This window comes from Kitasatospora sp. NPDC056184 (assembly GCF_042268405.1).
In the GTDB taxonomy this organism is placed as follows: Bacteria; Actinomycetota; Actinomycetes; order Streptomycetales; family Streptomycetaceae; genus Kitasatospora.
The window spans coordinates 295857-317338 of sequence record NZ_JBHJUI010000004.1 but is presented as its reverse complement, the minus strand read 5'-3'; the positions used below and the strand labels follow the sequence as shown (position 1 = coordinate 317338).

The window sequence follows — 21482 nt, the reverse complement described above, 5'->3', positions numbered from 1 at the left end:
GTCCCAGTTCCCGTCCAGAGCGTGAGGGTGCGCTCGTCCGTTGTCGGTCGTGTACCGGTCAGCCCGTGCCGATCATTACCTGCCCGTCAGTGGGCCCCCGCTATCGGCGTGATCAAGCCATAGTGGCCGTCGTAGCGGCGGTAGAGCACCCGGCCGCGCCCGTCACCGGGATCGGTGTGGAAGACGAACGGCCAGCACGTGAGCCAGAGTTGGCGGGCGGCCTCGGCCGGCTCCAGCCGGGGCGCCGGGTGCGGGCTCTCGGTGAGCGGCAGCCCCGCCCCGCCGAGCCGGACCGCGGAGTGCGCCCGGACCAGTCGGAAACCGCCGTTGCCCGGCCTGCGGTGGACCAGGCTGTCCTGGCCGGTCAGCGCGTCCGAGAAGAAGTGGAACCGGTAGTCCAGCGCCAGCATCTCGCGGACCGCCTGCTCGGGCGTGCGGTGGGCCGGCCGAACGGACTTGCGGCGGACGATCCGCCGTTCGGCGAGCGGACGTGCCGCGTACTGCGGCCGGTAGGAACTCTCGAACGCCGAGGCGAGCCCTATGTCGCCCAGCTCGCGCAACCGGGCGGCGCGCCCGGCGAGCGTGCCGAGCGCCAGGTCGACCGCCTCGCGCACCGACACCGTGGCCAGTTCCACCCGCACCCGGCCGGCGCCCTCCAGGTCCACCGAGGCCTGGGCGACGGCGGGCCTGGCGACCGACCGGTCGCGCGGCCGGGTGAGCCGCAGCCGGGCGGCATGGGCGTCCGGCCCGAGGTCCGTGATCAGCGCCAGCGACCGGGTCCGGGCGTACTCGGCGTCCTCCCGGGGCAGTTCGCCCCGGATCTCCACGCGAACGTCGAGGGCGGGCCGGTGCCGCAGACTGGTCATCAGAGGGTCCTCCTTGGTTCTGCACCATGCTGGACCCGTGCACACCGTTCCGCCGAGGGCCGAAAGGCCCTGCCGGCCAGGCAGGACGGCCCCGACGGGAATCCGCGCCGGCACTCCCGCGGGGAGGCGCGACCGGCTCCGCGGACCGCGTCCGCCGGAGCGCCCTCATCGGGACACGCCGGGCAGACCTTGAGGACACTCCACCGATGGAGTGATCCATCCGGGTACGGCGCAACGCTCGCGGGACCGGCGCGTTTCCCATGGCGTGCGCCCTCTGTCCGTGGCGCGCGCGGGGGCCTGCGTCGACAGACCTCCGGATCCCGGCTGTCGCGGCGGCGGCTCCGGTGGTACCGCAGCGCCGGGCCGGTCGACCGGTCCGACACCCGGCCGGTCACCCCGGACCGTCCCACCGGTCCGTCCCCCCGGTCCATCTGGTGAGAGGTGATGTCATGATCCTGACGAACGAGACCCGCAGACCGTCCGCGCCGCCCAGAACCCCCTTGGCGGAGCGCCGCCCGGCCGTCCCCCCGCTCGCCCCCGGCGCCGTCCCCGGCCTCGGCCACGCCCCCGCCCTGCTGCGCGACCCGCTCGGCTTCCTCGGCTCGCTCGCCCAGCACGGCGCGGTGGTCCGGATCCGGCTCGGACCGCGCACGGTCTGCGTGGTCACCGACGCCGGACTGGTCCACACCCTGCTGGTCGCACTCGCCCACGACTGCCCGCGGGGCGCCGTCCAGGACACCCTCAAGACCGCCTTCGGCGACGGCCTGCTGATGTCCGAGGGCCGCGCCCACCGCGACCGCCGCCGGACCATCCAGCCCGCCTTCGGCGCGGACCGGATGGCCGAGTACGTCGCCGTCATGCACCGGGTCACCGAGGAGCGGACCCGGCGCTGGCGCCCGGGCCAGGTCCTCGACGTGGCCAAGGAGATGAACCACCTCGCCCTGGAGATCGTCACCCGCGCGCTGTTCGACGCCCGGCTGAGCGAGGACGCCACCCTCGCCTTCCACCGGGCCCTGCCCGACATGGTGAAGGGCCAGATCGTCCAGTCGCTCTACCCGCACCGGGCCTTCGCCCGGCTGCCGCTGCCGGTCAACCGCCGCTTCGACGCGGCGGTCCGGGTGCTCAACCAGGTCGTCGACCAGGCGGTCAACGGCACCGCGCCCGGCAGCGCGTTCGACGACCCGTTCGGCGGCGCCTTCGGCGGCGCGTTCGAGGGAGCGTTCGGCGGCGCCTTCGAGGGCCCGGCCGATACCGGCCCGGGCGGCGGATGCCCGGTGACCGGCACCGGCCGGCGCGGCACCACCCTGCCCGCGCTGCTGCGCGGCGCCGTGGACCCCGCCACCGGACGGCCGCTCACCGAGGCGGACGTCCGGTCCGAGGCGATCACCATGTTCGGCGCCGGCACCGAGACCGTCTCCACCACGCTCACCTGGCTGATCGACGAACTGGTCCGGCACCCCGGGATCGAGGCGCGCGTCCTGGCCGAACTGGACGAGCACCTCCCGGCGGGCACCGTGCCCACCCCGGAGGCCCTCGCCCGTCTCGGCTACACCCGCGCGGTCACCCAGGAGGTCGTCCGCCTGCACGCGCCGAACGCCTTCCTGATGCGCACCGCGCAGGTCCCGGTCGAGCTGGGCCCGTACCGCATCCCGGCCGGTACCGAGCTGCTCTACAGCCTCACCGCGATCCACCGCGACCCGGTGCTGTACCCCGAGCCGCTCCGCTTCCTCCCCGGCCGCTGGCACGGCGCCGACCGGGCACGGGGCCCGGCGGGCGGGGGCGCCGCCCGGCAGGCGTTCCTGCCGTTCGGCGCGGGCAAGCACAAGTGCATCGGCGAGGCCTTCGCCTGGGCCGAGCTGACCGTGGCGGCCGCCGCCATCCTGCGCCGCTGGCGCCCGACAGCCGTCCCCGGCTCCCGCGCCCGCGAGGTGGTGTGGACGACGGTCCAGGCACAGGGCCTGCGCGTGCGGCTCACACCGCGCGGCGGCCGCGCCCCGCACGCCGCCGGTCCGCGCCGCACGCCGTCGGCGGGGCACGACGACGCACCTGCCCAGTGCGTTCCGATCATCGGCCCGCGGCAGTCCGATTCCGATCCGCGGGATCCACGCGATCCGCACGGTCCGCGCGGCTCACGAGGCGCGCAGCCGGGCGAGGTGTGTCCGGCGGGTGCCGCCGGACACCCGGGTCCCGCAGCATCCACGGGGCCCACGGGTTCCGGTGGTCCTTCGGGTTCCTCAGGTCCCACTGGTCCCACCGGTCCCGCCGCAGCGGCCGCCCCGGTCGGCCCGGCGGGGCCGCGCCGGTCGGCCGTGCTTCCCGCCCAGGCCTCCCTCACCAACCGGCGGTCCACCGCCACCGAACACCCGCACACGACCGCGCCGCGGACCGCCGCCCGTACGGCCGGCCGCACCGCCTCAACCACCGGCGTGCCCCGGACCGGCACCGGCACCAGCACCAGCCGGAGCATCACCGTCGACGCGGACCGCGCCGTACGCCCGGCCACCTATCTGGGGCCGCTCACCACGGTCGTGCCGGTCACCACCCTCGAACCGCTCACCACCGTCCGGCCGATCACGGCCCTCCCCCGGCCCGCGTCGCCGGTCCACCCCGAAGCCCTGCCCTCCGCGGCCGCTCCCCCCGCCCCCCGGCGCGCGCCCGGCGTCCTGCGCCCGCAGGACGAACCGCGCGCTCCCAGCGAGTTGCTCACCGCGGCGGCCCGGCACGGCGACTGGGCCCTCGCCCACGGTCTGCTCGCCCCGGAGGACCTCGCCCGCTACCACACGTACGCGCTGCCCGAGCTGATCGGCCACTCGTACCCGCGCGCCCGCGGCACCGAACTGGACCTGCTGATCGACATCCTCGGCTGGTTCACCATCCTCGACGACCGCTTCGACGGCCCGCCCGGCCGCGACCCCGCCGAGGCCCGCGCCATCGTCGGACCGCTGCTCGCCGTCCTGGCCGGCCGGCCCGTTCCCCCGGGCACGCCCCAACCCCACCTGCTGGACGCCTGGCGGGAGCTGTGGCAGCGCCAGACGGCCCCCATGCCGCCGGGCTGGCGGCGGCGCGCCGCCGCCGAGTGGCACTCCTGTCTGGAGACCTTCCTCGCGGAGACCGCCCACCGGGCCGCCCGCACGCAGCCCGACCTCGCCGAGACCGTGCGGCTGCGGCGCCACGCCAGCTGCCTCTACCCGTTCATGGACATACTGGAGCACGTCCACGGCGGCGAGGCACCGGCCGGTCTGCACGCCGACCCGGCCCTGCACCGCCTGCGCGCGAACACCGCCGACGCGGCGACACTGATCAACGACCTCTACTCGGCGGACCGCGAGGAACGCCAGAACGTCGCGGCGTTCAACACCGTCCTCACCCTGCAGCGGATCCGCGGCTGCACCCGCAGCCGGGCCGCCCGGGCGGTCGGCGCCAGGATCGCCCGGCTGACGGCGGAGAGCGAGACCCTGCGCCACAGCCTGCTGCTCCGGCACCCGGCGGGCCGCTGGTACCTCGACGGCACCCGGGAACTGGTGGAGGGCGTCGAGGCCTGGACCAGCACCAGCCGGCGCTACACCGCGGAGGACGCCCCGCGCTGATCCCGGACTGCGGCCGCGGCCCCCGCGCCGCGGCGAACCGGTCCCGGCCGCTCCCCGGCCGGGACCGCCGGTGAGGAGGTCACTTGCGGTCGCCGATGGCGAACAGCAGCAGTACGAACCCCGCGAACAGGTGCGTGGCGAAGATGTAGATGCCCGCCCGGATCAGCATGGCCTTGCGCCGCGTCTTCTCCTCCCGCGTGGCCTCGGCCTCCTGCGGGCGCTTGCCGGTGTTCTCACCCATGGCCGGGCGCTCCTTCGGTCGACGGGCCGGTCATCGGTTGCCCGTGGGCGTGGCACCGGCCCCCGGTGCCCGCAGCTCGGTCAGCAGCGCGCCCTGGTCGGCGATCAGCTCGGTCAGGATCCGCCGCGCGGCCCGCAGCAACTCGGCGACGTCCGGCGTGCTCAGCGCGTAGACGACGGTGTTGCCCTCGCGGGTCGCCGTGACCAGCTGGGTGCGGCGCAGCACCGCGAGCTGCTGGGAGAGGTTCGAGGGTTCGATCTCGATCGCGGCGAGCAGCTCGCGCACCGGTCGCGGCCCGTCCTGGAGCAGTTCCAGCACGCGGATGCGCACCGGGTGCCCGAGCGTGCGGAAGAACTCCGCCTTCGCCTGGTACAGCGGGACCGGCATCGTCCGTCTCTCCCCGTACGTCGCTGGATGGCTCTGGATGACCCTGGATGGGTCTGGATGGCTCTGGATGGCTCTGGGTCGACCTGTTCGGCGGGAAGCATCATCCTTGCAGATGAAGATTTCTTCAAGTCGTCACGGTCGGAGCGGCCCGCACGGGGCTCCGCCCCACACGGGAGAACGGGACGGGCCCGGGGCGACTCGCACCCCGGGCCCGCCGCCCCGTCGGACTACCGGGACCGCGTCATCAACAGGGCACCACGACGTCGACGGTCACCGGAACCGGGCCCCACGGGAAGGTCGCGACGCTGAAGCTGCCGTGCACGGTGGAGCCGCACGGCACGGTCCCGCCGACCCCGGGCACCTGCACGGTGCTGGCGGTGAACAGGGTCCGGCCGCTGACCGAGCCGAGCGACGAGCCGCCGACCACGTTGCCGGAGAGGCCGGTGAGCAGTTCGACGGTCTGCGGCCACGGGGTGCCCGGGCTCGGCGGACCGGCCAGGCTGATCTGGCCGTACAGCTGGACGCTGTCGCCGGTCACCTCGGCGCACACCCGGGTGGACAGGCCCGCCTGCAGGCCGGAGGCGCCGCAGGTCACGGTGGTGCCGGTGGTCGTGGTCTGCGCCGCGTTCGCCTGGGCCGGCACGGCCAGCAGAGCCGCCGCTCCGGCGATCCCGGCCGCGGTCAGGGCGAGTCGGTTCATCCGCATGGTCCCACTCCTTCTCTGTCGTCTCTTCGTTCCCATGGACATCACCAGTGCCACATGTGACATGTCACATGTGGCATGACGAAACTCTGGCAGCTGAATCGAATGCCGAGAAGGACGAATATTCGAACAGTTGATGATCGGACTGGAAACTTGCCTTGGATGGCGCGATCGCGGCCCGCCGGCCTCGGCTATTCCCCGAGCGACAACCGCTCCGCCCCCAGCAGCCGCCCGCTCTCGATCGCCATGTCCATGAACGCGAGCGCGTCCGCCCGCCGGACGAACGGGTTCGGGTAGAGGGAGCGCCGCCGCCCGCCGTCACGGATCCGCAGGCACTCGTCCACGATCCGGTGCCACCGCTCGTCGAACACCGCCCGGGCGTACTCGCCGGCCCCACGCTTGGAGGCGATCCGCCCGGTGGCCAGCGTGTAGTGCAGCCGGCTCACCCCGAGCACTCCCCAGGCCGGCCCCGCACCGTTCAGACAGGCCAGCCCCGGCCGCGACGCCAACCGCGACGAGCGCCGCCACCACGGGCGCCAGTACGACTCCAGATTGCCGACCGTCCAGCCGGCCAGCTCCGCCGGATCCGTGTCGATCATCAGCTCCTGGGCCCGCGGCCCGCAGAGCGTGACGCCGTGCCGCGCCAGCGTGTGCCAGAGCACCGGCGTGCGGTCGGCCCTCACCCGGGGCCGGACCGTCCCGCCGAACACCTGCGGCCCCGGCGGCGCCTGGGCCGGCGAGCCCGCCAGCTCGTGCCAGGTGAGGTAGGGGCCGTCGAACGCGGGGCGCGGATAGCGGACCGCGAGCCGGGCGTGCACGCGGTCCAGCCCCACGAGTTGCTCCGCCGTCACCGGGTCCGCGGTCACGGCCACGAAGTCGATGTCGCTCCGTGCCGGGTGGAAGTCGTCCAGGGCCGTCGAACCGACCACGTACAGGCCCTCGACCAGCCCGGGCGCGGCGGCGTCGACCAGGGCCAGGTAGGCGTCGGCGATCTCGTGTACGAGAGGGTGCACAGTCACGGCGGAAAGCCTGCCACCCGGATGACCCTCCGTGTCCGCTCGTTTCCGCTAAGGATCGGCGCGTGTTGGCGCCCCGTGCACCCTCTTCGCGCCACCCTCACCCCTTGTGCGCCACCCCCGCGCCACCCTCGCCGTCCTCCTCCACCCCACCCGTGTCATCCGTCCCTCGGTACCCGCGCCAGCGCGGCCCTGATCGCGGTGGCCGGATCGGGCACCTTGGCACCCATCGCGCGGAGCCAGTCGGCGACCTGCGCGAGCGGGAAGCCGGTGCGGCGGGCGATGCGGATGAGCTGGTAGAGGCCCGTCCCTTCGTCCGGCGCGGCCGGCAGGTCCTCCTTGAGGCCGTCCGCCACCAGCAGACGCACCGCGTCCGGGAAGCCAAGCCCTTCGGGCAGATCAGGCGCGCTCAACCGGACGCCGTACGAGGCCAGCCGCTCCGCGACCTCCTTCGGCTCGTGTCCCAGGTCCCGCGCCACCAGCACGACCACGGCGAAGGGCACCGTCTCGTCCACGGCCCGGCCCCGCCACCAGCTCGTCGCCGATCCGCCCTCCGGACGACCCGACGGGAGCAGTACCTGGTCCAACGCGTCGAAGCGCCGCGGGATCTGCAGGCCGATCGGGAGCCCCAGGTCCTCCAGCCGCTCCACGAGGACCGAAAGGGAGCCGTCCTCCGCGAACTCCCGGTCGAGGATCAGGTCGTAGCTCGGAGGCGTTCCCGCGGTGAGCGCATCGGCAGCAGGCTCCCCCGCCAGGATGGACAGTTCCCCCAGTGTCATCCGGGAAGGGATCGGTGCCACGGTGAAACCCAGGCCGCCGTACCAGGCGGCGGCCTGCCCGTAGGTCCAGCCGTATTCCTCACACACCGCAACAAGGTGGAGGAAGGGGACCGGAGTCTGACTGCTGAGCCAGCCCTCGAGCACCGTGCTCCGGTCGAGGAGAAGATCGCTGCTCCCGACTTCAACGAAGGCGGGCACCTCCCGGCTCTCCACCGTCAGCCCCCAGGACTCCAGGCGATCCCGCACCTCCGCCGGCGGCAATCCCGAGGCCTCCGCCGCCGCGAGCAGATGACCGAGCCGGACGGCCTCCGTGGCATCGAGGTAGTCGCCGTCGAACGTCCGTAGCAGTGCGAGGTCACCCGGGGTGGGGAAACCCGGCGGCAGTTCGGGGACCGCGACCTCCAGGCCCAGGCCCCGGAGACTGTCCACAGCTTGCCGGGGATCTATACCTGTCCGGTCATGCAGGACCAACAGGTCGTCGAGCCGGACGACGGGATCATGCCGCCGCCACACGGGTCGATCCGTCAGCAGGGCCCTGATGACCCCGGAGCCGTGGTCGGACTCCACGAACCCCTGGGGATCCATCGAGACACACCCCAGCCGCACCGCCCGGTCTGCGATCTCACGAGGCGACCGGCCGGTCAGATCGGCCACCTCGATGAGGAAGGACGGCCACTCGCGGGGGCTACGCCAGAAGTAGTTGTCCCGGTGCCTGCGGGACAGCAGGAGGTAGTCCGTGGGCAAAGCCGCCACCCCCGGGGCAGCGACGGCCAGCTCCGGCACCAGGGCTGCCAACTGGGTCTTGAGCTGACTCGGGCCGAGCGCCAGGACACGCCAGATCAGGATGTGGTCAGGGACGTCACTCGGCTCACCGAAGCGGCGGTCCCACCAATCCCGGTACTCTCCGGGAAAAATCCGCATGCCGAAGTGACGGCCCACCACGTAGTCGTCCGCAGGGAAGAATCCGGTCCGCGCCACGTCATACGGGAAGCCCAGGATCTCGAAGGACCAGCCGAGAGCGGCGGCCTGCGCCACAACGACGTCCGCCACACAAGGGGCGTCCTCGGCCACGTTTCGCACCCAGTCCCAGCCGTCTGGTCCCTCGTGAATCCATGCCAGTTCCCCGCGGTCCCATCCGAGGCTCGCCACCGCCGCCGTCAGGAGTCGCTCCACGTCCGCGGATGCGTCGCTGAGGATCTCCGACCGGTCGATGGAGAGCTGCGCCGGCGCGTACGATCCGCTGAGGTTCACCACCGCGCCGCACAGACCGCTGCCCTCACTGCTCAGCACACCGCGCCGAACACCCGGTCGCACGACGAGGCCGTCCACCAAGAGGGCGCCACCGGTCTGGCACCAGATCACCCTGGTGCCCTCCGGAGCATCCGACCAGTCCCGGAGCCACCCCCCGGCGTGAAGGCCCGCGCGCCCTCCGTCTGCCTGCACCCTCGCCCGCAGCACCCCGGGCTCCCACACCACGCTCCGCTCCCCGTGCACGGCCGTCGTCCCGAACTCCGCGATGCCGAGCAGGCGTTGCAGCACGTCGACGCTCGACCAGACGCGGCCGTCGCCCAGGCCCTCCCGCAGGTACAGCCGGACGGTCGTGCCCGGCGCCGTCCCCCGCTTCGCCGTCTCCACGATCCGGAAGAGGTGGCCGGGGCCGCAGATCGCCGCCTCGACGACGGGGCCGGGCAGGCCGCCGCGGTCCATCCGGCAGCTGGTGACGCGGATCTCGTCGGCCAGCATGAAGTAGCTGAACACACCGATCCCGAAACGGCTGTTGGGGTACAGCCTCACCGGCGGGTCGAGCTGCTCCCACGCGGTGCGCTCCAGCAGGAACTCGGGCTGTTCGGCGAAGCGCTCCCCGGCGTGCGAGAAGACGCCCGCCAGTTCGGCCTCGCCCATGCCGATGCCGTTGTCGCGGCACTCCAGGTAGGCGCGGCCGTCCTCGTCGACGCCCTGGTCGAGGACGATCACGCCCTCGAAGGGGTGCACGGGGACGCCCGTCCGCTCCAGGTACTCGGTGCGGGCGCGGCGGTAGCGGCAGGCGTCGAGGGCGTTCTGGTACAGCTCTCGGACCGCCAGGTCGCGGTCCTTGTACAGCTGGTCGCCCATCAGCAGCTCGCGCACCCGGCGCTCCCCCAGCCGGAAGCGGGCGGAGCCGACCACGGCCGAGTCGGCCAGCCGCAGGTCGTCGGCGGAGAGCCGTTCGGGCAGGGCGGGCATCGGGACGGTGATGCTGCGGGCGATGGTGCGGCGGACGGCGTGCAGGAGGTCGTCCACCCGGTCCGTGTACTCGCGCAGGGCCTCGACCACCGCCTCGTGCCGGCATTCGGCGCGCAGGACGGGCAGGTGGCGCAGGTCGCCCCAGACCGCCCCGGCGACGGTGGCGCGCAGCTCGGCGGGGTCGACCGGATCCGGGATGCCGACGTGGTCGACGATGATGTCGGGCAGGCCGGTGGGGTCGATCGCCAGCCCGTGGGCGAGGGCGAGCAGCAGGGCCAGCCGCTGTTCCCGGACGCGTTGGCGGCCGGGGCCGCGCAGCGCGTCGTCGACGGCCAGGGTGTCGAGGTACTCGCGGTTGCAGACGCCGGGGCCGCGCCGCAGGCCGTGCACCAGCCGGGCGACCCGCTCGTGGCGCAACGCGTCGGCGAGTCCCTCGCCGCTCTCGGCGAGGTGCGTGACCAGGGCGGGCTCGACGAGTTCGCCGCGGCCGGTGGTCCAGCGGTGGAACAGCCACCATCCGATGGGGCGTTCGGCCTCGGGGCGGCGGCGGGCCCGGCCGGCCAGCAGGTCCTGCTCGGCCAGGTGCCGCTCGTAGTCGGCGCGTTCGGGGTCGTCCTCGCCGCGCCCGTCCTCGCCGTGCCGGGGCGCGAGGCGGTCGGGGCCGACGGCGGCCAGCCGGGCCGACAGCCGCAGGCGGTGGACCTGGTCGATCAACGGCAGGAGGAGGAAGAGGCCCGCCTCCGCCGGGTGGAGGTCCAGCGGCTCGTCGCCGAGGAGCCACTCGACGCGCTCCAGGAAGCGCTCCGCGAATCCCGGGTCGTACCAGGGGTCGTCGGCCAGGGCCGCCGCCGCCTCGTCCCGCAGGGCCGCCAGCCGCCGCGCGGCCTCGGCGACCTCGGGCCTGTTCCGGTGCGGGGCGCGGTCGTCGGGGACGTGGTCCCACACCCTCGACGCCAGGACCGCCCGCACCCAGGGGTCGGCGGGCCGGGTGGGGGCGGTGCCGGAGTCCCTTCGGTCTCCGTAGCTGTGGACGGTGACGTGGCCTCCCTGGACCAGCAGGCCGACCCGCGCGTCCCCGGCGACGCTGTTCCAGGTGCTGCCGGCCGCGTCCGCGCCGGTGTCCGTCCCCATGCCCCACCCTGATCCTCGCCGTCACCAAGGGCGCCAGCCTACTGACCCGGCCCCGCCCGCGACCTGGGCCCGGTGCGCCGCCCCTGACGTGGGGCCAGTGCTGTGACCGGGACGGTCCACCGTGATCGGAATGCGGCTCGCGGGACGAGTGCGCGCGCAACGGCTGGTATGACTGGAGCATGCAGGAAGAGACGGCAAGCTCCGCGATCGACACGTTCATCTCCGCGTTCAACGCCTCGGACGACAGCTATGTGACGGCCCTGCTCGCCCAGGCCCTGACCTCGGACGTGGTCTTCTGGGGGCCGTTGGGCCGCAGCGAAGGAATCGCGGCGGTCGAGCGGTTCGTGCTGGACATCCGGCGCCACCCGGCGGGGACCGGCACGATGGCGCGCTGCTCGGAGGTCGACATGCCTGACGAGTGGGCCCGGTACCGGTGGGTGTTCACCACGCCGGACGGAGGCCCCCGCCTGGCGGGAACGGACGTCGTCCATCTGCGGCGGAACCTCATCGACCAGGTCATCGTCTTCGCGGGGGAGATCGAGCCGTCCGCCTCCTGAGTCGCTCGGCCACCGCACCTCCAGCGGTCGGTTCGACAACGGACCCTAGCGGTGGGCGGTCAGGGTGCGCGGGACGCCGGCCCGGCGGAGGTGGGCCAGGAGGGCGGCGGAGCGGCGGTCCCGGCCGAGGCGGGCAGGGCGGCCCAGGCGCCAGGTGCGCGAGGTCCGGCGGGTGGCGGGCGGGTTGCTGCGCCGGGTGCTGGGAAGGGTGGCGGGAAGGGTGGTGGACGGCACGGCGGTCGCTCCTCGACTCGCTGGTTCTGCGGGGTCGAGAACGATGATCGTCCTCGCAGGGCCGGCGCGCGCTGGGGGCCGCACCCCGGTCGGGCGGGGGTTATCCGGAGATCGTCAGGGCGCCGGCAGGGAGCTGCGGAGGGCATCGACGCGGTGGACGGCCTCGGTGAACCCGGCGGTGTCGAGTCGGCCGCTGTCGAGGGCGGTCGCGAGGGCCGCGACGGCGGCGTCACCCTGGCCGACGTCGCGGGCGGAGCAGAGCACGAGGTCCATGCCGGCCTCGGCGGCGGCCACGGCCCGGTCGCCGGCCTCGCCGAACGCGGCCAGGGCGGTGGCTTCGAGGGCGTCGGTGACGGTGACGCCGCGGAAGCCGAGGCGCTCGCGCAGCTCGCCGTGGACGATGGCGCGGGAGAGGCCGGCCGGGTGGTAGGCGTCCAGGGCCGGGTAGACCGCCCAGGAGGCCATCACCAGCCGGACCCCGGCGGCGATGGCCGCGCGGTACGGCTCCTCGCCGCGGGCCCGGAGTTCGGCGAGCGGGACGGGGAGGACGACGGCGCCCTCGTCGGTGTTCTGCCCGCGGGGCGCGGCACCGAGACCGGGGAAGTGCTTGGCCGTCGCGGCCACGCCGAGCTTCTGCTGGGCGACGAGGAAGGCGGAGCCCAACTCGGCCACCACCTCCGGCTTCGAACTGAACGAGCGCTCGAAGTGGTCGATGAAGTTGTCGGGCGTGTCGAAGACGTCGAGCACGGGTGCGAGGTTGAGGTTCAGACCCGCCCCGCTCAGGGTGCCGGCCGCTCCCGCGCCGGAGCGGGCGGCCTCGCCGGCCGGGTCGGGGGCCAGGCCGATCTGCTTGGCGGAGAGCTCCGGGGCGCCGGGCAGCCGACGGATCCTGCCGCCCTCCTGGTCGGTCATCAGCAGGAGCGGCGCACCGGACGGGGCCTCGGCGGCGGCCTGCTGCAGCTGGGCCACCGCCGCCCGGAGCTGGGGAACCGAGGGGGCGTTCTCCTTGAAGAAGATGACGCCGGCGGCGCGGCCCGCGCGGATGGTGGCGAGCAGGTCGGGCGGCGGGGTGGGCCCGGAGTAGGAGTAGACGACCCGGCGGCCGGCGAGCTGGAGCGAATCGGTGACGGGCACGGGGGGCGTCCTCTCCGTGGGAGTGGGGGGTGTCGGGGCCGTCGCCGCGGGTCCGGTGGGCCGCTCGGCGAGGTGCGGCGGCGAGGCGGCGCCGCCGGGGCCGCCGGGAAGCCCGAGCGGGGCGGACGGGGCCAGGGCGGACAGCAGCAGGGCGAGGAGTGCGACACGGATCGTTCGGCGGGGCATCGGCATCCGGTCTCCCTGGGTCGGTCGGGTCCGGGCGGTCCCGGGAGCGGCCCGAGGAACGGCCCGCGCCCTGGTTCGCCCGGGTCCGCCCCGGGTGTTCCCGGTGCCGCCGGGCCGGGACGACGGGGCGGGCGCGGTGGAGTCGACGGGCGTGGTGAGGTCGACGGGCGCCCCGCGCGGTCGCGGGGCGACACCAGCAGCCTCACCCCGGGAGCGGCCCTCCCGCCTCCCGGAGCAGCCGTCCGAGGACGGCGACGCCCTCCTCGATCTCGCCGGGCGCGCCGGCCGCGTAGCCGAGGACCAGCCCGGGCGGGTGCGGCAGCCGGGCGTGCCAGGACAGCGGCTGCACCTTGACGCCGTGCGCGAGCGCCGCCGCGGCGATTTCGGTGTCCGTGCAGGTCAGGCCGCCGGGGAAGGTGACCATGAGGTGCAGTCCGGCCGCCGCGCCGTGCACGACGGCGCCGGGCAGGTGGGTGCCGACGGCGGCGGTCATCGCGTCGCGGCGGCGCCGGTGGCGCGGGCGCAGGAGCCGCAGGTGGCGTTCCAGCGCGCCGGAGTCCATCAGCCGGGCGAGGACGAGTTGCGGCAGCACGGCGTTGCCGAGGTCGTTGAGCCGTTTGGCGTCGACCAGGAGGTCCCGGTAGCGGGCGGGGGCGAGCATCCAGCCGGTGCGCAGGGCCGGGGCGAGGAGCTTGGAGACGCTGCCGAGGTAGAGCACCTGCTCGGGCAGGACACCGCGCAGCGCGGGCACTGGCGGGCGGTCGTAGCGGTGCTCGGCGTCGTAGTCGTCCTCGATGACGAGCCCGCCGTCGGCCGCCCACTGGAGCAGTTCGCGGCGCCGGGCGCCGCCGAGCACCACGCCGGTGGGGAACTGGTGGGCGGGGGTGAGCAGGACGGCGCGGGCGCCGGTGGCGCGCAGCGCGTCGACCCGGATGCCCTCGGCGTCGACCGGGACGGGCGGGGTGGCGGTGATCCGGTGGCCGAGGTGCTGGCGGGTGCCGAGCGAGCCGGGGTCCTCGACGGCGACCACGTCGAGGCCTGCGGCGCGGAGCACCTCGCCGGCCAGGGCGAGTGCCTGGGCGGCCCCGGCCACGACGAGCACGTCCTCGGGGTCGGCGCGGATGCCCCGGTTGCGGCCGAGCCAGTCCGCGACGGCGCGGCGCAGCGCGGGGGTGCCGCGCGGGTCGCCGTAGCCGAAGTCGTGGGCGGCGAGGCCGTGGAGGACGGCGCGTTCGGCGCGCAGCCAGGCGGTGCGGGGGAAGGCGGCGAGGTCGGGGACGCCGGGCGACAGGTCGATCCGGGCGGGGGCGGTGCGCAGGGCGTCGAAGCTGGCCGGGACGGGTGCCTCGCCGAACGGTGAGGCGGGCGGTCCCGGCGGGGCCGGGTCGGGCGCGGGCCGGGCTGTCCGCGGCCGGGCGGGTACGGGGGGCCGGGCGTAGGACGGCGCCGGGGACGGGGCCGCCGGGGGCAGGACCGCCGGGGGCTGGGCGAACGGGTCGACCACGACGGTGCCGCCCCTGCCCCGGCCCGCGATGCGGCCCTCCTCGGCGAGCCGGGAGTAGGCGTCGGTGACCACGCCGCGGGAGACCCGAAGGTCGGCGGCGAGCAGCCGGGTGGCAGGCAGGCGGCTGCCGACCGGCAGCCGGCCGTCGGCGATGGCCTGCCGGAGCCGCCGGGCCAGCCAGTGCGCGAGTCCGCCGGCCGGCGCCTCGCGGGGATCGAGCTGGAGGAAGTCGGCGCCGGCAGTTGTGGACCTGTCACCCTGCCGCTCATTGGACCTGTGCACCGGTCCATTGTGCCGAGAGGGTGAGGGCATGACCACGAGCACCCCGCAGCCCGCCGCCCACCGTTCCGTGCCCGTCTCCGGCACCGACCCCGGGTACGTCCACGGCTACTCCGCCACCGAGGCCCGCCGTCTCGGCGACCAGGCCGACACCCTGGCCGACCTCCTCCACTCCGGCACCGCCTACCCGCCGGGCAGCCGGGTCCTGGAGGCCGGGTGCGGCGTCGGCGCACAGACGGTGCACCTGCTGGCCGGCAGCCCCGGTGTGCTGCTGACCGCCGCCGACATCTCGGCGGACTCGATCGCCCAGGCCCGGGCCCGGGTCGCGCGGCAGGTGCCCGACGCCCGGGTCCGCTGGCACCACGGCGACCTGCACCGGCTGCCCTTCCCCGACGACTCCTTCGACCACCTCTTCGTCTGCTTCGTCCTGGAGCACCTCGCCGACCCGGCGGCGGCGCTGGCCGCGCTGCGCCGGGTGCTGCGCCCCGGCGGCACCATCACCGTGATCGAGGGCGACCACGGCTCGGTACGCTTCCACCCGCACGGCGACGCCGCCCAGCGGGTCGTCGACCACCTGGTCCGGCTCCAGGCGGACCGCGGCGGGGACGCCCTGATCGGGCCGCGGCTGCACCCGCTGCTCACCGGGGCCGGTTTCCGGGATGTCGCGGTGGACCTGCGCACGATGTCCGCCGACGGTGCCCGGCCCGCGCTGGCCGAGGCGTTCACCCGGCGCACCTTCGTCGCGATGGTCGAGGCGGTGCGGGCCGAGGCGGTCGCCGCCGGCCTCGCCACGGCCGAGGCGTTCGACCGGGGCATCGCCGAGCTGCGGCGCGCGGCGGAGCCGGGCGGGACGTTCCGCTACACCTTCTCCAAGGCGGTCGCGGTCAAGCCCTGACGGGTCGGCGGCGAGGCGTGACGTATGGTCACTCGGGGTTGTCGCCGAGGGTGGTGAGCACGACGCGCAGGGCGTCGATGAAGGCGGCGGTCTGCGTCTCGTCCAGCCCGGCCAGGATGCGGCGCTCGGTGGCGAGGTGGTCGGGCAGGGCGCGGTCCATCAGGGCGTACCCCTCGTCGGTGAGCGCGACGTCGCGGCTGCGGCCGTCGGCGCCGCTCGGGGTGCGGGTGACCAGGCCGCGGGCCTCCAGCCGGTCGAGGCGCTGGCTGATCGCCCCGGAGGTGACCATCGCGGACCGCATCAGGCCGGTCGGGGTGAGCCGGTACGGCGGGCCGCTGCGCCGCAGGGTGGCGAGCACGTCGAAGGAGGCGAAGTCGAGGTCGTGCCGGGCGAAGGTCTCCTTCAGCTCGGCGTCGACCAAGCGGCTCAGCCGCTTGAGGCGGCCGAGCACCTCCATCGGGGAGACATCGAGGTCGGGTCGCTCCGCGCCCCACTGCCGCACCACCCGGTCCACATGATCCGTCTGCTCTGCCATGCCCTCCACCCTAAACGATGCCTTAGCGGTGAGATACCTCACAGCGGACCACCCCTCACCCCCTGTCCAGATCCCTTAGCGCTGAGATACATTGGCTTAGTGCTAAGGAATCGACTCGCCATCGTGCTGCTCACCGCCCTCGCCCCCGCCATCTGGGGCTCCACCTACCTCGTCACCACCGAGCTGCTGCCGCCCGGGCGCCCGCTGCTCGCCGGGGTGCTCCGCGCCCTGCCCGCCGGGCTGTTGCTCGTCGCCCTCACCCGCCGCCTGCCGAAGGGCAGTTGGTGGTGGCGCTCACTCGTCCTCGGCGCCCTGAACATCGGCGCCTTCTTCGCCCTCCTCTTCGTCGCCGCCTACCGCCTGCCCGGCGGGGTCGCCGCCACCGTCGGCGCCGTCCAGCCGCTGATCGCCGCCGGCCTCTCGGCCGTGCTCCTCGGCGACCGCCTCTCCCTGCGCACCCTCCTCTCCGGCATCGCCGGCGTGGCCGGCGTCAGCCTGCTCGTCCTGCGCGCCAACGCCCAGTTGGACGCCCTCGGCATCCTGGCCGCGCTCGGCGGCGCCGTGGTGATGGCCACCGGCGTCGTCCTCTCCAAGCGCTGGACCTCTCCGGCCCCGCTGCTCGCCACCACCGGCTGGCAGCTCACCGCGGGCGGGCTGCTCCTCCTCCCGGTCGCCCTGCTGGTCGAGGGACCGCCGCCGTCCCACCTCACCGGCGCCAACCTGCTCGGCTACGGCTATCTGAGCCTGATCGGCGCGGCCGTCGCCTACGCGCTCTGGTTCCGCGGCATCCGCGCCCTGCCGCCCACCTCGGTCACCTTCCTCGGCCTGCTCAGCCCCGTGGTCGCCACCGCCCTCGGCTGGCTCGTCCTCGGCCAGGACCTCGCGCCCGTCCAGGCGCTCGGAGCGCTGATCGTGCTCGGCTCGCTCGTCGCCGCGCAGATCCAGCGCCCGCACACCCCGTCGAAGGTCGTCGCCGGCTCACCCACCGCCGCCCCCTCCGAGCGCGTCGACACCCGATCCCGCCAGTCCGCCTGACCGTCCGGCCCCGGACACCTCCTCTCTTCCCGATCCGATCCCAGGAGAACTCCCATGCGCATCACCGTGTTCGGCGCGAGCGGCAACGTCGGCAGCCGGGTCGTCGCCGAGGCCACCGCCCGCGGCCACCGGGTCACCGCCGTCCTGCGCGACCCCTCCCGCCCGCACCGGCTCCCGCCGACGGTCGGAATCGCCACCGGTGACGCCCGCGACCCCGCCGACGTCCGCCGCCTCGCCGACAGGCAGGACCTGCTGGTCACGGCCACCCGCCCGGCCCCCGGCCACGAGGACGAACTGGCCACCGCGACCAAGGGCCTGCTGGCCGGCCTGGCCGGAACCGGCGTGCGGCTGCTGGTCGTCGGCGGCGCCGGCAGCCTCGCCCTGCCCGGCGGGAACGGCCTCACCCTCGTGGACGCCCCGGACTTCCCCGCCGCCCTGCGCCCGATCGCCGACGCCTGCGGCGAGCAGCTCGACCTCTGCCGCGCGGACGCCGAGGTCGACTGGACCTACCTCAGCCCGGCCGCCCTGCTCGAACCGGGCGAGCGGACCGGCCGCTACCGGCTGGGCCTCGACGAACTCGTCGTCGACCCGGACGGTGCCTCGGCCATCTCCATGGAGGACTTCGCCGTCGCCCTCCTCGACGAGGCCGAGCGCCCCGCCCACCGCCGCGCCCGCTTCACCGTCGGCTACTGACCCCCCTCCCCGGCCGACCCGGCACCCGCCGCCTCCGGCCGTCCGACGCCCAGGGCACCCTCACCGCCCCGGGCGTCCCCGGCGTCCGGCAGCCGACCCCGGCCCTCCACCCGCCGCCCGCTCCCGTCCTGGCCCTCGCCCGCTCCGCCGTCCAGCTCCCCGTCCGGTTCCCCGTCCCCGTCCTGTTGTTCCGCATCTCTTGCTCCCTTCTCCCGGTCCTTCAGGCCCGCTCGGCCGCTCACCCCCATCGACGGACCCCACCCGGAAAAAGGTGGAGTCACCGTCAACCTCCCTTTCCCGATCCCACCCCGGCGGGTGAACACCTCCAGCTGGCACCCGGTCAGAGGTGGCTCAGGCACCAGGGCAAAGACGGAAGCCTGCTGGATCGACCACGATCGGTCCACCGGCCAGGATCGACGCCATGACCACACGGACCATCCCACGGGCCACCCCACGGACCACCCGCCCCACCGGGGGGCGTTCCCGGATGCCGGCCTTCCGCCGGCACACCGCGGCCGCGCCCGTCGGACCGGCCGCCCCCGCCGTGCCCGCCCGCTACGCGCCGCAGCAGTTCGACCGGCGGCCCTGCCCGGAGGAGGCCGCGCTGGAGTACGCCACCATCTTCTTCGGACCGTCCTGCGCCACCAGGGTCGGCGCCTCCTGCGCGGCGCTCTTCCCCCAGCGGGTCGAGCGGATGGTGCTGGACGGCGTCACCGGGGTCGACGGCGCCTGGGAGCGGTTCCCGCAGCGGCTGCCGATGAGCTTCCAGCGCCGCTTCGAGGGGGACTTCCTGCCCTGGCCGGCCGCCCGGGACGCCACCTACCACCACGGCACGACCGCCGCCGGGGCGAAGGCCCGCTGGGAGGCGCGCCGGGCGGTCCTGCGCGAGCACCCGGTGGTCGACGGCCCGCTCACCGTCGGGCCCGACCAGTTCGACAACGGCGCGATCCAGGCCGTCCACCGCGCGAACGACTTCCCCGGTCCGGCCACCGCGCTGACCGCCCTCGACGACTGGCCGAACGCCGGGCCGGCCGCCCGTACCGCCGCCCGGTGGATCTTCGGCCAGTACCTCGACCCGGAGTTCCTCGCCGCGTACTTCGCGGTCACCTGCACCGACACCCCGTGGACCCGCGACCTGTCCGCCTCGGCGGACCGGAGCGCCGAGAACACCGCACGCCGGCCACTGGTCGGGGCCCGTACGCTCGCCTTCTCCGCGGTCTGCGCCACCTGGCCGGCGCCGACGGCGCCCCCGGTGCGGATCACCGGTGCGGCCCTGCCGCCCACGCTGATGCTCAACTCGGTGCACGACCCCGCGACGCCCTTCGAGGCCGCGCTCTCCGTGCACCGGGCGCTGCGCGGCTCGCGCCTGGTGACGGTCCCCGGGAACGGCGACCACGGCCAGTACCCCGGGCCGAACCCGTGCGTGCGCTCCACCGTGGAGTCCTACCTGCTCGCCGGGACGGTCCCGCCCGGCGGCCACCTGCCCCTCCCCGGAGGCCGCGTGATCCGTACACCGGGGCCCGGAACGGCCCCCCTCCCCCGCCCTCGGCCGGTCCGACCGGGTCGCGCCGACGCCGCCGGCCGCGCTCCGGTCCCGGACACGGCCGTCCGCGGCGGGGTCCTCCCCCCGGAGGACCCGCCGCGGACGGCCCCGGCCGAGGGCCGACCGGCCCTCGGCCGCTCAGGGGCGGTCGAGCGTGATGGAGTTGATCGGCGTCAGGTCGGCGTAGACGCCCGTCTCGGCGGGGATGTCCTCGCCGCAGCCGGTGCCGTTGGAGCCGGTGCACAGGTGGGCGTGCGCGCCGCCGGACTGGTTGTTGAGCACCCAGTGCCGGCCGACCTGGTTGCGGAGGTTGTGGGCGCCGTAGCTCCAGAAGATGTCGGTCGGCGGCCTGCTGGTGTCGGAGTCCTGGGGGTAGATGCAGACCGCCCCGTACGGGCAGCCGTCCCAGGGTCCGTCGGCGGCCTGGGCGCCGGTGGTCCCCATCGTGGTGGCGGCGGCGGCCGCGAGGGCGAGCGCGGCGGCGGTGTGCAGGATCTTGCGCATGGTGGTTCTCCCTCGGATGCTGGTCCGGTCCGTGTCGGGCCGGTGCTCAGCAGCGTAGGAAGCCGCCGCCCCCGGCGGTCCCTGACGGATGACAGGGTGCCGGGGGCCGTGGCGCCGGGAGCGCGGCGCCGGGTGCCGCAGGTCCGGGCGGGGCCCGGCCGCGGGTCAGCGCTGCGCGGCGAAGGTGTCGCAGCGGGCCGGGTCGCCGCTGCGGTAGCCGGTGGTGAACCACGCCTTGCGCTGGTCGGAGGAGCCGTGGGTCCAGGTGTCGGGGTCGATCCGGCCGGTGGCCTGCTTCTGGATCCGGTCGTCGCCGACGGCCGCCGCGGCGTCCAGCCCCTGGGCGATGTCCTGGTCGGTGAGGGTGCTGATCAGCGGCCGCCCGGTGGACGCCTGCGGGGTGGTGGTGGCGTGGTGGGCCCAGACGCCGGCGTAGCAGTCGGCCTGGAGCTCCAGCTTGACCGAGGCGCTGTTCTGGCCCTGCCGGTCCCGCCCGACCTTCTGCATCGTGCCGGTCAGGTTCTGGATGTGGTGGCCGTACTCGTGGGCGACGACGTAGGCCTCGGCGAACGGGCCGCCGCGCGCGCCGAAGCGGGTGGACAGCTCGTCGAAGAACCCGAGGTCGAAGTAGGCGCGCCGGTCGCCGGAGCAGTAGAACGGGCCCACGGCGGAGCTCGCCGCGCCGCAGGCGGTGTCGACCCGGCCGCTGAACAGGACCGTCTCGGCGGGCCGGTAGGCGACGCCGGACCGGGGCAGTTGGCCGCCCCAGAACTCCTGCAGGCTGTTGGTGACGGCGACGATCCGGCAGTCCTGGCGGCGGTTGGCGTCGGCACCGGTCTTGCAGACCTGCTGGACCTCCCCCGCCGTCGTGCCCCGGCCGGAGCCGCTGCTCGACCCGCCCCCACCGTCGGAGAGCCCGAGGATGCTCGGGTCGACCCCGAAGAGCACCGCGATCAGAACGGCGATCAGACCGGCCGCGCCACCCCCGATGGCGACCTTCCCGCCGGGGATGCCGCGCCGGTCGTCCACCTGCGAGGTGTCGAGGTCGCCCTGGTCGTCGAACTGCATGCCGGTCCGTCCCTTGTGGTGCTGGCGGCGCCCGCGGCGCCGGGCGGCCGGACACGGCCGCCCGGACACGGTAGCCGCTCCGCGCGCCGCTTCCGAAGCAGGACGCGCAGGTCAGAGGCGGTTCGCCGGGGTCGCGGCGGGGTCCGTGACGTGCCGCGACCGGCTCGTCACCGCGTGCCGGGAGCCGGGGCCTGGGCGGCCGCGTACCCGGTCGCCGGGAAGGCCCCGACCCGGCGCCGCACCTCCTCCGGGACACCCTGCCCGGAGCCGGCCGCCCTCGGCCGGAGGGCGGCGGCGAGCCGGGCGGCGAGGTCGGGTCGGGCGGCGAGGTCGGGCCGGGCGGCGGCGAGGTCGGGCCCGGACGCCTTCGAGCGCCTCCGGC

The 21482-nt window shown here is 75.1% G+C and carries 18 protein-coding genes and 1 pseudogene; 6 read left to right on the top strand and 13 right to left on the bottom strand.

Annotated features, from left to right (window positions below):
• Positions 1-86 precede the first annotated feature (86 nt).
• Complete coding sequence (locus tag ACFC0B_RS11345) at positions 87-866, bottom strand: sigma 54 modulation/S30EA ribosomal C-terminal domain-containing protein (protein WP_376084870.1); 780 nt, start codon at positions 864-866, stop codon at positions 87-89.
• 449 nt (positions 867-1315) lie between these two features.
• Here ACFC0B_RS11345 and ACFC0B_RS11340 point away from each other — a divergent pair, with 449 nt between their 5' ends.
• A complete protein-coding gene (locus ACFC0B_RS11340; RefSeq protein WP_376084868.1) occupies positions 1316-4453 on the top strand; it encodes a cytochrome P450 in 3138 nt (1045 codons plus the stop codon).
• 79 nt (positions 4454-4532) lie between these two features.
• Here ACFC0B_RS11340 and ACFC0B_RS11335 read toward each other — a convergent pair whose 3' ends face one another.
• The 5 genes from ACFC0B_RS11335 to ACFC0B_RS11315 form a co-directional block, all read right to left on the bottom strand.
• Positions 4533-4694, bottom strand: a complete 162-nt coding sequence (locus tag ACFC0B_RS11335; RefSeq protein ID WP_376084866.1) for a DUF6126 family protein — start codon at positions 4692-4694, stop codon at positions 4533-4535.
• A 30-nt stretch (positions 4695-4724) separates the two neighbouring features.
• Entirely contained in the window at positions 4725-5081 is a 357-nt protein-coding gene (locus ACFC0B_RS11330; RefSeq protein WP_376084864.1) for an ArsR/SmtB family transcription factor, read from the bottom strand.
• Between the two features lie 244 nt (positions 5082-5325).
• Entirely contained in the window at positions 5326-5787 is a 462-nt protein-coding gene (locus tag ACFC0B_RS11325; RefSeq protein WP_376084862.1) for a hypothetical protein, read from the bottom strand.
• A gap of 188 nt (positions 5788-5975) precedes the next feature.
• Positions 5976-6803 (bottom strand): nucleotidyltransferase domain-containing protein, encoded by an 828-nt coding sequence (locus tag ACFC0B_RS11320; protein WP_376084860.1) that lies wholly within the window; start codon positions 6801-6803, stop codon positions 5976-5978.
• A 155-nt stretch (positions 6804-6958) separates the two neighbouring features.
• Positions 6959-10933: an ATP-binding protein gene (locus tag ACFC0B_RS11315; protein ID WP_376084858.1), complete on the bottom strand. Its 3975-nt coding sequence runs from the start codon at positions 10931-10933 to the stop codon at positions 6959-6961.
• A 179-nt stretch (positions 10934-11112) separates the two neighbouring features.
• Between ACFC0B_RS11315 and ACFC0B_RS11310 the strand changes: the two genes are divergently transcribed.
• Complete coding sequence (locus ACFC0B_RS11310) at positions 11113-11490, top strand: nuclear transport factor 2 family protein (protein WP_376084856.1); 378 nt, start codon at positions 11113-11115, stop codon at positions 11488-11490.
• Positions 11491-11535: 45 nt separating this feature from the next.
• On the opposite strand, the gene ACFC0B_RS11305 is transcribed toward ACFC0B_RS11310, so the two are convergent.
• From ACFC0B_RS11305 to ACFC0B_RS11295, 3 genes are all read right to left on the bottom strand, one after another.
• Complete coding sequence (locus tag ACFC0B_RS11305) at positions 11536-11724, bottom strand: hypothetical protein (protein WP_376084854.1); 189 nt, start codon at positions 11722-11724, stop codon at positions 11536-11538.
• A gap of 114 nt (positions 11725-11838) precedes the next feature.
• Complete coding sequence (locus ACFC0B_RS11300; RefSeq protein ID WP_376084852.1) at positions 11839-12858, bottom strand: glycoside hydrolase family 3 N-terminal domain-containing protein; 1020 nt, start codon at positions 12856-12858, stop codon at positions 11839-11841.
• 388 nt (positions 12859-13246) lie between these two features.
• Positions 13247-14830, bottom strand: a complete 1584-nt coding sequence (locus tag ACFC0B_RS11295; protein ID WP_376084850.1) for a PLP-dependent aminotransferase family protein — start codon at positions 14828-14830, stop codon at positions 13247-13249.
• Positions 14831-14858: 28 nt separating this feature from the next.
• Here ACFC0B_RS11295 and ACFC0B_RS11290 point away from each other — a divergent pair, with 28 nt between their 5' ends.
• The gene (locus ACFC0B_RS11290) at positions 14859-15722 is read left to right on the top strand and encodes a methyltransferase domain-containing protein (protein ID WP_376084848.1); all 864 of its coding nucleotides are present in this window, start codon (positions 14859-14861) and stop codon (positions 15720-15722) included.
• A 28-nt stretch (positions 15723-15750) separates the two neighbouring features.
• On the opposite strand, the gene ACFC0B_RS11285 is transcribed toward ACFC0B_RS11290, so the two are convergent.
• Positions 15751-16257 carry a MarR family winged helix-turn-helix transcriptional regulator gene (locus tag ACFC0B_RS11285; protein ID WP_376084847.1) on the bottom strand — a complete coding sequence of 169 codons (507 nt, stop codon included), beginning with the start codon at positions 16255-16257 and terminating at the stop codon, positions 15751-15753.
• A gap of 99 nt (positions 16258-16356) precedes the next feature.
• Here ACFC0B_RS11285 and ACFC0B_RS11280 point away from each other — a divergent pair, with 99 nt between their 5' ends.
• Both ACFC0B_RS11280 and ACFC0B_RS11275 read left to right on the top strand, forming a co-directional pair.
• Positions 16357-17292 (top strand): EamA family transporter, encoded by a 936-nt coding sequence (locus ACFC0B_RS11280; protein WP_376084845.1) that lies wholly within the window; start codon positions 16357-16359, stop codon positions 17290-17292.
• A 54-nt stretch (positions 17293-17346) separates the two neighbouring features.
• A complete protein-coding gene (locus ACFC0B_RS11275; protein WP_376084843.1) occupies positions 17347-17985 on the top strand; it encodes an NAD(P)-dependent oxidoreductase in 639 nt (212 codons plus the stop codon).
• A gap of 555 nt (positions 17986-18540) precedes the next feature.
• Here ACFC0B_RS11275 and ACFC0B_RS11270 read toward each other — a convergent pair.
• Complete coding sequence (locus ACFC0B_RS11270) at positions 18541-18804, bottom strand: hypothetical protein (RefSeq protein ID WP_376084841.1); 264 nt, start codon at positions 18802-18804, stop codon at positions 18541-18543.
• Here ACFC0B_RS11270 and ACFC0B_RS11265 point away from each other — a divergent pair.
• Positions 18743-19399, top strand: a pseudogene (locus tag ACFC0B_RS11265) (alpha/beta hydrolase); the annotation flags it as partial. The gene ACFC0B_RS11270 and the pseudogene ACFC0B_RS11265 sit on opposite strands and share 62 nt — an antisense overlap.
• A gap of 267 nt (positions 19400-19666) precedes the next feature.
• Here ACFC0B_RS11265 and ACFC0B_RS11260 read toward each other — a convergent pair.
• The gene (locus ACFC0B_RS11260; protein ID WP_376084840.1) at positions 19667-20032 is read right to left on the bottom strand and encodes a hypothetical protein; all 366 of its coding nucleotides are present in this window, start codon (positions 20030-20032) and stop codon (positions 19667-19669) included.
• A gap of 165 nt (positions 20033-20197) precedes the next feature.
• Positions 20198-21100: a neutral zinc metallopeptidase gene (locus tag ACFC0B_RS11255; RefSeq protein ID WP_376084838.1), complete on the bottom strand. Its 903-nt coding sequence runs from the start codon at positions 21098-21100 to the stop codon at positions 20198-20200.
• Positions 21101-21482 lie beyond the last annotated feature (382 nt).